Raw genomic sequence first — 11,870 nt, 5'->3', positions numbered from 1 at the left:
CGCCATGAGCTTCACCGACCCCGACCCCTGGCACGCGCCGGCCACCTACTGGTTCTGGCAGCGCGTTCCCACCGACCAGGAGATCAGCGAGCAGCTGGACGCCATGGAAGCGGCCGGGTTCGGATCGTTCCAGATCCAGGCCCGGCTCTCCTTCCCGCGCCGGCAGTACCTGGACGAGTCCTTCCTCGGCGCCTACGCGCGGGTGGCAGAACAGGCCGCGGCCCGCGGCCTGATGATGGGTGTCTACGACGAGTACAACTGGCTGTCGGGTCACGCCGGGGGCCGTACCGTCGAGGGCCGCGACGACCTGCGCGAGCGGCACATGTTCTTCTCCTCCGCCCCCGCCGGGACCGGCGGGCAGCCGGTGGAGTGCCCGGTCGACGCGATCACCGCCCAGGACGTGGAGTACCTCCTCCAGCCCGGCAGGGACTGGGTGTTCGACGGCGGAGCCCCGCGGTGGGCGGACTGGGAGATCGTCGCGGCCTTCGCCCACCCCCGCGGCCCGGTCACCGGCGAGGCGCAGATCGTCGACGTGACCGGCCGGGCGCGGCTGGTGCGCGCCGACGCCGGCGGCTGCACGGTGTCCGTACCGGCCGAGGCGGTGGCCGCCGCCGGTGCGGACGCCGAGGTGACGGTGTTCACTGCCGCCCGCTGCACGACCAGCCGCATGATCAACTACCTGCTGCCGCAGGCCGCGGAGCGGTTCGTGGAGGTGGGCTACGAACCGCTGGCCCGCGCCCTCGGAGAGCATCTGGGCACCACGGTGAGGTATGTCTTCTTCGACCAGCCGCACGGCTGCTTCTACCACTGGCGCCAGCTCCACGACGCGACGCACGCCCGGCAGCAGCAGGGGGAGACGGGCCACGTCACCGCGTCGCTGATGTACGCGCCGTCGGTGGTGCCCGAGGACCGCCGGGTCCTGCTGTCGCTCGCCCGCGACGTGGGCCCGCGCACCGGGGAGTGGCGGAGCGCGTTCTTCGAGCGGTACGCGCGCACCGGCATCGACGCCTTCTTCGGCACCCTGTCCCGGTGGTGCCGCGACCACGGCGTGGCCCTGTCCGGCCACGAGGTGCTCGGCTACGTCTCCTCGTGGGACCCCACCAGCACCGTCATCACCGACGATCCGCGGACCAACTTCGGCACGGACTACTTCGCCGTCGACCGCCTGCGGGACCTGACCGCCGTCGACGCCCGCAACGACCACCCGCAGCTCGCCGCGAAGTTCGGCGACTCCCTCGCCCGCGCGCACGGCCGCTCCGGCTGCCTGGTCGAGCAGTACTTCGCCAGCACCGACGCCGGCACGCACTTCGCAGAGGGGGCCTGGGAGCTGACGCTGGGGCGCATGCGCGCGGCCGCGGTCCGCCACCACCTGCTGGGCGCACGCCAGTTGCTCACCCACGCCTTCTGGCTCACCGACACCCCCGCCGACCCCCAGGACGCCGGCCAGGTCTTCACCGACCCCCGGCTGGACTTCCCGCCCGGCGTCAACTTCGAGCCGTGGTTCTCCCACCACCGCGCGCTGGCCGCCGAGTCGGGCCGGCTCTCGGAGTTCCTCGACGCGGCCTCCCCGCTGCCGGGCATCGCACTGCTCTACCCGCTGCGGACCAGCTGGGCGGGCGGCCCCGACCACCCCTACGGCGCGCACTTCGCCTTCTGGGCCGAGCACCTGGCGCGCGCCGGGCACGAGTTCCGCATCGTCGAGGAGCGGCAGGTCCGCGACGGTCTCACCGGCGACACCACCGCACTGGTCCTGCCCGGCGCGGAGGTCCTGGAGGACACCGCGACACTGGCGGCGGTGGCGACGTTCGTCGAGGCCGGCGGCACGCTGCTGGCCTCCGGGCCGCTGCCCCGGCTGTTCCAGCACGGCGACGGCGGGCCCGCCGCGACCGAGCGGACGAAGGCGCTGCTGGCGGGGCCGCGCGGCGCGTACTGGCCCGAACTGCCCCTGCCCCACGAGGTGGACAGCCACCTGGCCGCCGTGCCGGGCCCGCGGGCCGCGACGGTCGAGGCCGCCACGGACGTGTGGACGTCCCGGCGCGCCGGCCCGGACGGCGGGACCCGCCTCGCGCTGTTCAACGACACCGGCGAGCCGCGCGCCGTGACCGTCCGCCCGGCCGCGCTCCCCGCCCGGCTCAGCCGGTGGGACGGCGCCACCGGGCAGGTGACCGCGCCGAGCGCCCTCGCCGGGGAGCTGACCCTGCTGCTGCGGCCCGCCGAACTGGCCTGCCTGCAGGTCGAGGACGCGGCCGGCGCCGTGCCCGTGCCCGCACCGCACGTCCTCGACACCGGCTGGACCCTCGCCCTGGACGGCCGCGAACTGGCCGGCGCCGACGTGCGGCAGGGATGGGAGCGGCAGGGCTTCGCGGGCACCGCGGGCGAAGGCGTCTACCGGGCCCGGTTCGCGCTGCCGGCCGGGGAGTTGGAGCAGTGGCCCGCGTGGCAGCTGGTGCTGCCCGCCGTCGCCGGCAGCGCGCGCGCCGACATCGACGGTCAGCAGGTGGGCGCATGGGGCTGGGGCCCGTTCGCGTGCGAGGTGCCGGCCGGCGTGCTCACCGGCGGAACGCAGACCCTCACGATCACCGTGGCGTCCTCGGCGGTGAGCCGATACGCGCCGGATCGCGCCGAGCCCTGCGGCCTGCTGGCAGCCCCCGTGCTGCGGCCCGCCCTGACGGCGGGCGCATGACGCGGGCGGCCCCGCCCCCCGGAGAGGGGCGGGGCCGCCCGCTTGCGTGCCGGCCGGCCGCGAGGGTCAGCCGGCGGTCAGCCCGTAGGCGTCGTAGGTGGTCTGGGTGACCGAGTCGCCCGCGGCGTCGGCGGCCTGGACCTTGACGGACACCGCGCCGCTGGTCTTCGCCAGCGACGGCACCCGGTAGTCGGCGCTGTAGGCGCCGGACTCCGAGCGGGAGACGGCCGACTCCGTCCAGGTGCCGCCGCCGTCCGTCGACGTCCACACCTTCAGGCTGGTGAGGGCGTACGGGGTGGACGGGTCTGCCATGGTGTACGGCGTGATCTCGATCCGGTGCCGCGCGTCGGCCCGCACCGTGTCGCCCGTGCCGGCGAAGGCGTTGTAGCGCAGCTGGATCAGCGGGTCGGCGCCGCAGGGTCCGCTGTGGCCGAAGTACTGCCCGACGCAGTTGAACGCCTGCGGAAGCCCGTTGGCGGTCGGCCGGCGCGAGGTGAACGTCCAGTCGCTGTGGAGGTCGCCCGCGTCGACGGTGAAGCGGTCCGTGGCCGGCTGGTCGGAGAGCTGGTAGAGGGCGACCCCGCCGACCATGTGCTGCGGCAGTTCGGCTCCGTCCTGGTAGAGGTGGATGGTCGAGGGGTCGAAGATGTACGGCAGGTACGGGCTGTTGACCAGCGACGGGTTCGCGCCCGAGGTGAGATAGGTCGTCGGGTAGAAGAGGTCGCCCTGCCGGCAGAACGCGCAGTAGTAGAGGCCGCCCAGCGGCAGGCCCGTCCCGTAGACCGCGTCCGGCACCGCCGGCGCTCCTGGCGCGTCGGGAGCCGCGAACCACTCCTCGGTCCCCTTCGCGGGCTTGTCGAACACGTCGAGCGCCTGGTCGGGTCCGGAACCGCCGCCCGCGTTGCTCAGGGAGCCGATCCGGTCCCAGATCAGATCAGGCGAGACCGGCCCGAAGTACTGCTGCACCGTCGAGGGCGCCGGGGCGAACACCGAGGGCACGAGCAGCGCGAAGAAGTCGTCGGGGTGGAACACCGACTCCGCCTGCGTCACGCTGCCGGGCTGCGGGCTGTGGTACGACGTGGTCCGCTGGGCGAGCCGGCCGTCGTCGACGGAGTAGTGGAGCGTGGCCGGCACCCGGCCCTCCTCGGCGAAGGCCAGGTTGTAGAAGTAGGGGCTGTACCCGTGATCGGTGATGCTGACCGTCGCCGCGCCCTTGGCGAGCAGCGCGGAGAGCGCGGTCGCGTCGTCCGGCGTGATCGTGGCGAACGGGATCTTCACCGGCTGCTCGCCGGTCCACCACCAGTAGGGCTCGACGGGAATGTCCGGCAGGTTCGTCGGGTCGTCGTCGCGCGGATCGATCAGCACCCCGGCCGCGCCCGCCTGGAGCGCGGCGGCGAGCTGCGCGGTGGAGATGACGGAGATGCCGGAGACCCGCCGCATCAGCACGAGCTTCCCGTGCACGTCCGCCTTGGCGAAGTCCGCCGCGCTGCCGGATCCGACACTCACCACCTGGGCGGTGGTCGTGCCGGAGAACCGGGTGAACCGGGGCGCGTCCAGATCGGTGTAGCGCGCGTAGTACGGGTGCAGGGTCAGCCGCGACGGCGCGCTGACGGCGGCGGAGACCGGCGCCTGGCCGCGCAGCCAGAAGCTGCTCAGGTGGAAGTTGCCGACGGTGACCGGCTCGGTCGGGGTGACCCAGTCGGTGTCCAGACCGCTGCTGTCGGGCTGCTGCCAGGCGCTGTAGACGCCGGGCGCGGTGCGGCTGTTGCTGATGTAGTGCTCCAGGTCGACGGCCGCCCGCGGGGTGTCCACCGAGACCTTGGCGGCCTTGTCCAGGTCGCTCGTCACGGTGGTGTCACCGGCCACCACGACCTGCGGGACCACCGTGTCCACGAGCTGCACGATGCCGTGCAGGCGGAACGTGGCGCTCATGTCCTGCGCGTCGTACACCCCGTTGGGCACGGTGAAGGTCACCGTGTACCTGGTGCACGGGTCGGCGTCGAGGCAGTCGAAGCCGGTCGGGGTGACGGTCTGTCCCGCCGCCGCCCCTGTCAGTCCGATGAGGACGGGGTAGTACGGGCAGGCGGTGGAGGAGTCGACGCCGAGGAACCACCCGAAGATCGGGCACCAGGCCGCGTCCCCCTGCTTCTTGGTGAAGGTCCAGGTGACGGTCGAGCTCGGCGCGCCGGCCGGGACGACCGACGCCGGAGCCTGATGGCCCGTCAGCCACGCCTTGGTGACACCGCCGGCGAACGCCGGACGGGCGGTGCCGCGGGCCGCTGCCGACTGCCGGGCGCCCCCGGTCAGGGCGGCCCAGAAGGCGCCCGCCCTGGCCGCCGGCACGCTCAGCCGGACGTCCCCGCTGCCCGCGTCGGCGCGGACCACGGTGGCACCGGTGAGCGTCCGCGCCTTGGCGGTGAGTGCCGCGGCGCTGTTCCGGCCGCCGTAGTGCACGGTCAGCGGGATGCGGGCCCTGGCGCCGCTGTCGCCGTGGCCGGCCAGCCAGGTCACGTCGAACGCCTGGGCGTCCAGCAGGTGCAGCTGGACGAAGGCCGCGGCCGCTTCTGGAAACGCGGACACATGGGCCTGCTCGGCGGTCCTGCCGAGCACCGAGAAGGTGATCCGTGACGGGCTGTCGGGCGCCGCCGACATCAGGTACTTGCCGGACTTCTCCCGGCGCAGGGTCACCTTGTCGCCGGTGGGCAGGGTGACGGTGGCGGCGCTCCCGGTCAGGCCGGGGACGCTCACCGGCTTGAGGGCCGGGGCGGGGGCAGGGGCGTGCGAGGCGACGCCCGGGGTCCCGGGGGCCGGTGTCGCGGTCGCGGCGGCGGAGGCCGCCGTCGGCGAGCCGGCCGTCGGGGACTGCGCCGGGCTCGTCGCGCTCGCCGTGCCGGGCAGGGCCACGGCGAAGCCGAGGGCCACGGCGAGCAGGCCGCGCAGGGCCAGGCGTCTGCGGGCAGGGGGCTGCCGTCGTGAGTTCACCAGCGCGTTCTCCAGAACCTTCGTCATCGGGTGCCTCCCACGGCGTGCAGGTCCCAGTCCAGCCGGGTGACCCGGTCCGGGGAGACGGCGGTGGTGGCGGTGGCGGTGGTGTAGCCGGGTGTGGTGGCGCCGAGCTGCTTGCGGCCGGCCTCGAGGAACAGCGAGTAGAAGCCGGACACGGTCGCCTGCTCCGTCGTCCCCGCGACGGCGCGGTCGCTCGGCGACGCGGTGTCCGCGACGACGCTTCCCTGGACGGGCTTGCCCGTGGCGTGGTCGGTGACCAGGCCGCTGACGATGCCGCCGGGCAGCGCGGTGCAGGTGCGGGTGCCGAGCAGCAGGTCGTCCAGCGACCACCACCAGCCGTGGACGCCGGTGAAGTGGAACCGGACCCGCACGTCCTTCTTGCCCGCGGCCTGCGGGACCGGCAGGTCGACGCTGCCCGCGCCGTTGGCCGTCGTCCGGTGCCAGACGCCGGTCCAGGAGCGGCCGCCGTCGGTGCTGAGTTCGACGTCCGCGCGCTGCCCGTTCGCGCCGTAGTAGCCGGACATGAAGGTGAGGTGCGGTGCCTTCTGGCCCGACAGGTCCACGGCCGGGGAGGTGAGCGTGCTGTCGATCCGCCCCTTGGCGGCGCCGCTGTCCGCCACCGCGAAGTGGCTGTCCAGCTGGTTCACCGCCGCGCGGTTGCCGGGGTTGTCGAACCGCCAGCCGGTGCTGGAGCCGGACACGGTCCAGCCGTCGCCCGGGGTACCGCCCTGGGCGTCGGAGAAGCCCTCGGACAGGCCGTTCCAGCCGTATCCCGGTGCGGTGCACGCGGTCTGGTCGACCGTCAGCCGGAAGTCCCGGCTGACGTCGCTGCTGCTCACCGTGAGATCGGTGTCCTGCTGGAGGTAGCCGTCGTCCGGGGCGCCCAGCACGCCGGGGTACACCGGGACCACGTGCACCTGGTAGGTGCTCTGGCCGGCGAGGGTCACGCTGTAGCGCCCGGTGAACGGGTCCGTGTAGATCGGGCCGCCCGGGTAGCCGTCGATGGTGATCCGCGCGAACAGCGGCCAACCGTGCCCGGAGCCGTCGGCCACCGTGCCGGACACGGTCGCCCGCGACTTGGCCTGGAGCGTGAAGTCCGCGGTGGTACCGGCGTCCGCGGCGACGTCGACACCGGTACGGCTCGCTGACGCGTACGTGTACGACGTCGCGGTGACGGTGTAGGAGCCGACGTTGGCGCTGATGTCGTAGTGCCCGGTGGAGTCGGTGTGGGTGAGGTACCCGCCCGGCGACGCCGTGATCACCGCGTCCGTGACGGGTGCCCCGGTCGCCGCGTCGGTCACCTGCCCGGTGATGTCGCCGTGCTCGCCGTAGGACAGCGCCTCGACGCCGTTGGGCGTGCCCAGACCGGTGGGACCGTCCCAGCCGGGACCGGCGTTGCACAGCACGTTGCCGCAGGTGCCGTTCGAGCCCTGGGTGATGTCGAACAGGTCGGTGGCCGCGTGCGCGTCGTGGTAGGGGTAGGTCACCGGGTAGGTGCCGGCCGCAGGGGTGCCCGCCAGCGCGTACATCGCGGTGACCAGCGGGGAGGCCAGGCTGGTGCCGCCGACCTGCAGCCAGCCGCCCTGGCCCAGCGTGTCGTAGATCGCCAGACCGCTGGCCGGGTCCGCGTCGGCGGAGATGTCGGAGGTGGCCCGGTTCGCGCAGTGCGTGTCCTGCGCCACCTGGTAGTCCGGCCGGGCCGAGATGGTCGAGCATCCGGAGCCCGCGGACGTCCAGGCGGTCTCGTTCCAGCCGCGCGACGTCGAGGTGTCCTTGGCCAGCTTGGTGCCGCCGACCGAGACGACGTTCTGGAAGCTGGACGGCGAGCCGACCTTGTTGCCGACGTCACCGCTGGACGCGGCGATCACCACGCCGGGGTGGTCGTAGTAGTGGCTGTAGGCGAGTTCGCTCGGGTCCTCGTCGGCGCCGTAGGAGTTGGACACGAACTTCGCACCGAGCGCCACCGCGGTGTTCTCGGCGGTCCCCAGGCTGTCGAAGGACGCGTCGTCGCCCTGCACCAGCAGGATGTTGCAGGCCGGGCAGGCCGCGGACACCGCGTCGAGGTCGAGGGTGGTCTCCGTACCCCATTCGGGGTCGTCCGGCGGGTAGTTGCTGCCGCCGTTCTGGTCCACCTTCTTGAAGCAGCCGCTCGCGGTCGTGCAGGGAGGCAGGTTGTAGTAGGCGCGGTAGGCGGCCAGGTCCTCCTCGGCCTTCGAGTCGCCGTAGGCGTCCACGATGGCCACCGTCTGGCCCCCGCCGCGTCCGGCCGGGAGCCGGTACGCGCCCTGGATGTCCGAGGGGGTCAGCGCGGTGGCGGGCGGTGCGGCGACCTGCGGGGTCACCACGTGGTCCGCGGGCGTCCGCACGACGGACATGCAGCGCACGAATCCCTTGCGCGGCGTCTTGTTGCAGCCGGTGTTGGTGCTCGTGGTCAGGGGCACCGTCGCGGCCGCGACGGTGCCCGGCGCGGACCGGGCCGGCAGGTGCAGGCCCAGTCCGATCAGGGCCGCGAGGGCCAGGGCCACCACCGGGGCGACGACCGGCCTGCGTCGGATGAGTCCAGGTATGCGCATATGCGCGTGCCTTCCCGCCCGGCCGGCACGGGTGCGCCGCTCGGGCTGGCTCAGGGGTACGGGGAATCGGGAACGGGGGAACGGAACGGGAACGGGGCAGCGGGTGTCCGCTTGCGGGTACGGGGGAGCGGTGCGCCGGGCGCGGGCGATCAGGAGCCCGGGCGCGGGGAGTTCACAGCGGCCGGTAGTGGTCGCTGCCGTGCCCCGTCCCGCTGTCGTGCCCGGCGTCCGTCGTGGGGCCGGGCACCGTGCCGCCGGGGGTGCTCTGGTCGTCGGCGGCGGTGGGATCCGGGTCCGCGGAGGCCGGCTGGGGATCCTCCTGGTCCCTGGCGAAGGGTCCCGCGGCGGTGCTCGGGCTCCCGTCGGGACGGTTCATGTGCAGATCCCCTCTCGGAGTGCGTCGCGTACCCGTCGAGTGTCGACACGCCGCGGCGACCGGGGATGCGTCAGATGACCCAAACATCGCCGTGCCCATGACCCAAAGTTCCGGGCGCCCCTGAACGCCCGCCGTGCTCAGGCGTCGGGGTTCACGTGACCCCCGTCGCGGCCCGCGAGGTCGAGGCGGACCCGCCCGTCTGTTTTGGCGGCGACGGCGTCGGCCACCTCGGCCCAGTCCGCGCCGGTCAGGTGCGAGGAGTCCAGCGCGTGGCGGCGCGTCCCCTGGGCGGGGAGGACGTAGAGGGACACGACCGGGTCGCGGTAGTCCTGGGCGAACTCCAGGCCCGACACGTCACGCCACGGGAGGTCCAGATGGCTGCGCCAGGTCCCGGTGATCGACTGCTCGACCGCGAAGCCGTCCGGGCCGACCGTCACCCGTACCTGCCGCGAGGAGACGGTCATCCGGTACGGCCGGTGCCGCTGCTTGTGCTGCCGGGTGGCGGCCTCGTAGATCCGGTCCGCGGGCGTCGTCCCCGCGCCGGAGGGGGCAGGCTTCGGCCGCCTGGCGGACGGGCGCGTCCGCCCGCCGCCCGCCGGGCGCGGACCCGGTGGACGCGGCGGCACGTAGTAGGTGCCCTTCGCATTCCTGAGGGCACGCCGCCGCTTGGCGCGCACCGACACGCTCACGAGCAGCAGGAAGGGGATGAGCAGGCCCGGCAGGAGCCCCCAGAGCAGCTTCGGCAGCGGCTCCAGGCCCAGCGGCGCCAGACCCGGCGTCCCCGCGTGGAGTCCCGTCGTCTCGAACGCGGTGCCGTCGACGACGAGGACCTTGACCGTCACCCCCGTCGGGTCGTCGGCGCTTCCCGGCTCCGGCCCGAACATCGGGTTGTCCAGGCCGGCAACGGTGTAGTAGTGGCCGTAGCGGTCCCATGCGCCGGGGCCGAACTCGAGGTTCATGGTGCGCCACCACTGGCCGTCGACCCTCACGGTGGTCGGCCCGTTCCACCCCCGGGGCAGGTCCGCCGTCCCGGCCCGGCCGTACCGCAGGACGTAACCCGGGCCGTCGTGCTGATCGGCCGCCACCGCCCCGGCCAGGCCGGTGGGGAGGGCGACGGCCGCGACCAGCGCGACCGGCCACCAGTACCACGCGTACGAAGGGCCCGCCCCCAGCATCAGCCCGCACAGCAGCAGGACGACCGGGCCCACCGCGGCGAGCAGCAGCAGCGTGCCGACCGGAACCCAGGACGAGGGGCCGAGCACCGCGGCGAGGCCAAGGAGCAGCAGCACCCCGGTCAGGTACAAGCACAGCAGGATCCGCAGCGGTATCCCGTGCCGCCGCGCCTGCCCACGGCTCCGTACGGCGCCCAGCACGGCGAGTGCGACGGCCGCCGCGGCCGCGGCGCTCATCCCGGAGATCCGCAGTGCCGACATGTCCTCGGTCCCTCCCCGTCCTCCGAGCCGTGGCCGCGAGCGCCCGCTGCCCGGCGCCCCGCGCCGACCGGCCCACCGGCGCCCACCGGCCGCCACAGGCAGGGCAGTCGCCCGCTCCGGCCCGCCCCGTCCGTGCGGGCACCATGCCACCCAGGCGCCCCAGGCTACCCATCACGGGCGAACACGGACAGGCGCTCGGCCCGTCGCCCCACCTGTCGAGTCGGATCCCTCGCGGCGACGAGGGCGGTATGACGGGCCGGCGGCGTCAACTCGTCCGGTAGTAGGTCTCGATGGGCCGGCGGGCCTGCTCGAACAGGGCCGGGCCCTCCTGCGCCACCGCCGGCCACTGACCCGACGCCGGGTTGAGCTCGACGAGTTGCTCGGTGGAGAGCGCGAAGACGACCCGGCCGATGCCGGAGCGCAGGATGCCGCCGGCGCACATGCCGCACGGCTGGCAGCTGGTGTACATCGTGGTACCCGCGGCCGCCTGCTGGTCGAGTTCGCGGGCCGCCCAGCGGGCCAGCTTCAGTTCCGGGTGGGCCGTGATGTCGTCGTCGCGCCGCACCGTGTTGTGGGCCTCGGCCAGGACGGTGCCGTCGGGGCCGGCCAGCAACGAGCCGTAGGGCGCGTCGCCTTGGGCGACGGCGCCGGCCGCGATGCCGATGGCCCGGCGCAGCAGCGTCTCGTCGGCGGTGGTGATCACGATGCGTTCCTCCAGTGGGTGGCCATCTCGGTGAGCGCCCGCCAGGCCGCGTGCGGCCGGCGCGCCTCCTCCGGATCGCCGTGGCAGGGATCGAGTACGACGGCGCCGCCGCCGAGCAGGCGCAGCCGGCCGCGTGCCCGGCCCGCGGTCGGGAATGGCGACGCCGCGTCGCATGACCGGAAGCTACCGCGGCGACTGCCCGATGGGGAACCTGAACCTGCCGGTGAAAGCGGTCTTGTTCCGTGGTTCTGCCGGTAGGATCGTCGGATGACCGTGAATCTCGACGCCATCGACTGGGCGATCATCGAGCAGCTGCAGCGGGAGGCCCGGATCTCCCTCAGCGAGCTGGGGCGGCGAGTCGGGCTCAGCTCGTCGGCCACCACGGAACGGGTGCGGAACCTCGAGTCGCTGGGCGTCGTCACCGGCTACCGGGACTATTCGCAGTGCACCGGGCTTTAGCCCGGTGGTGAAGCGAATCTGAGAGCTGCTCTCTGACCTCAGCGGTGTGCGCGGATCCGCACTATTCACCTCAGCTCGGGTCAGAGCCGGTTCTGCTGCTCGATGTACTGCTTCACGATGCTGAGCGGCGCACCTTCGACGGATCCGGCGAAGTACGAGCCGGACCACAGGCGCTGCGCCCGCCAGTAGTGGCGGACGAGGTCAGGGAACTCCTGGCGCAGCCGCCGGGAAGAGACGCCCTTGAGGCTGTTGACCAGCTTGGACACGGCGACCTTTGGCGGGAAGTTCACGAGGAGGTGCACGTGGTTGGACTCGCCGTTGAACTCGACCAGCTCCGCCTCGAAGTCCTCGCACACGGCCCGCATGATCTCCTCGCACCGCGTCAGGTGCCGGTCGGCGAAGACCTTGTGCCGATACTTCGTCACGAAAACCAAGTGGACATGCATACGGAAGACGCAGTGACGACCAGTACGAACGTTCTCATCGATACCCATAAACCAATTGTGTATCATGATCAGCGTGCGGCTTCGATACAGCTTCCGCTTGTACCCGGGCGCCGGTCAGCGCAGCGCGTTGGCCAGGGCGTTTGGATGTGCGCGGGTGGTCTACAACGATGCGCTTCGCGCTCGGGAGACCG

Annotated in this window: 8 protein-coding genes and 1 pseudogene; 3 read left to right on the top strand and 6 right to left on the bottom strand. The window is 73.3% G+C overall.

The annotated features are described in order from the left end of the window. Positions 1-4: 4 nt before the first annotated feature. Positions 5-2,683 carry a hypothetical protein gene (locus ACH4TG_RS14750; protein ID WP_398242630.1) on the top strand — a complete coding sequence of 893 codons (2,679 nt, stop codon included), beginning with the start codon at positions 5-7 and terminating at the stop codon, positions 2,681-2,683. Positions 2,684-2,749: 66 nt separating this feature from the next. On the opposite strand, the gene ACH4TG_RS14745 is transcribed toward ACH4TG_RS14750, so the two are convergent. The 5 genes from ACH4TG_RS14745 to ACH4TG_RS14725 all read right to left on the bottom strand — a co-directional run bounded on the left by ACH4TG_RS14745 (position 2,750) and on the right by ACH4TG_RS14725 (position 10,774). Further along, complete coding sequence (locus ACH4TG_RS14745; RefSeq protein ID WP_398242629.1) at positions 2,750-5,692, bottom strand: PA domain-containing protein; 2,943 nt, start codon at positions 5,690-5,692, stop codon at positions 2,750-2,752. After that, positions 5,689-8,262, bottom strand: a complete 2,574-nt coding sequence (locus ACH4TG_RS14740) for a carboxypeptidase regulatory-like domain-containing protein (protein ID WP_398242628.1) — start codon at positions 8,260-8,262, stop codon at positions 5,689-5,691. The genes ACH4TG_RS14745 and ACH4TG_RS14740 overlap by 4 nt, the downstream gene beginning before the upstream one ends. Positions 8,263-8,434: 172 nt before the next feature. Continuing rightward, positions 8,435-8,638, bottom strand: a complete 204-nt coding sequence (locus ACH4TG_RS14735) for a hypothetical protein (protein WP_398242626.1) — start codon at positions 8,636-8,638, stop codon at positions 8,435-8,437. A gap of 137 nt (positions 8,639-8,775) precedes the next feature. After that, positions 8,776-10,071 (bottom strand): hypothetical protein, encoded by a 1,296-nt coding sequence (locus tag ACH4TG_RS14730; RefSeq protein ID WP_398242625.1) that lies wholly within the window; start codon positions 10,069-10,071, stop codon positions 8,776-8,778. Between the two features lie 265 nt (positions 10,072-10,336). Next, positions 10,337-10,774, bottom strand: coding sequence for a nucleoside deaminase (locus ACH4TG_RS14725; RefSeq protein ID WP_398242624.1), 438 nt, complete (start codon positions 10,772-10,774; stop codon positions 10,337-10,339). A 267-nt stretch (positions 10,775-11,041) separates the two neighbouring features. Between ACH4TG_RS14725 and ACH4TG_RS14720 the strand changes: the two are divergent. Continuing rightward, positions 11,042-11,203: pseudogene (locus ACH4TG_RS14720) on the top strand (AsnC family transcriptional regulator); the annotation flags it as partial. 110 nt (positions 11,204-11,313) lie between these two features. Here the strand turns inward: ACH4TG_RS14720 and tnpA are convergent. After that, the gene (gene tnpA, locus ACH4TG_RS14715; RefSeq protein WP_398242622.1) at positions 11,314-11,727 is read right to left on the bottom strand and encodes an IS200/IS605 family transposase; all 414 of its coding nucleotides are present in this window, start codon (positions 11,725-11,727) and stop codon (positions 11,314-11,316) included. 25 nt (positions 11,728-11,752) lie between these two features. Here tnpA and ACH4TG_RS14710 point away from each other — a divergent pair. Next, a partial coding sequence (locus ACH4TG_RS14710) for a helix-turn-helix domain-containing protein (RefSeq protein ID WP_398243045.1) occupies positions 11,753-11,870 on the top strand: 118 nt, incomplete at its 3' end.

This window comes from Streptomyces sp. NPDC020917, from assembly GCF_044333795.1.
Lineage (GTDB): Bacteria > Actinomycetota > Actinomycetes > Streptomycetales > Streptomycetaceae > Actinacidiphila.
This window is presented reverse-complemented; position numbering and strand designations above follow the sequence as displayed.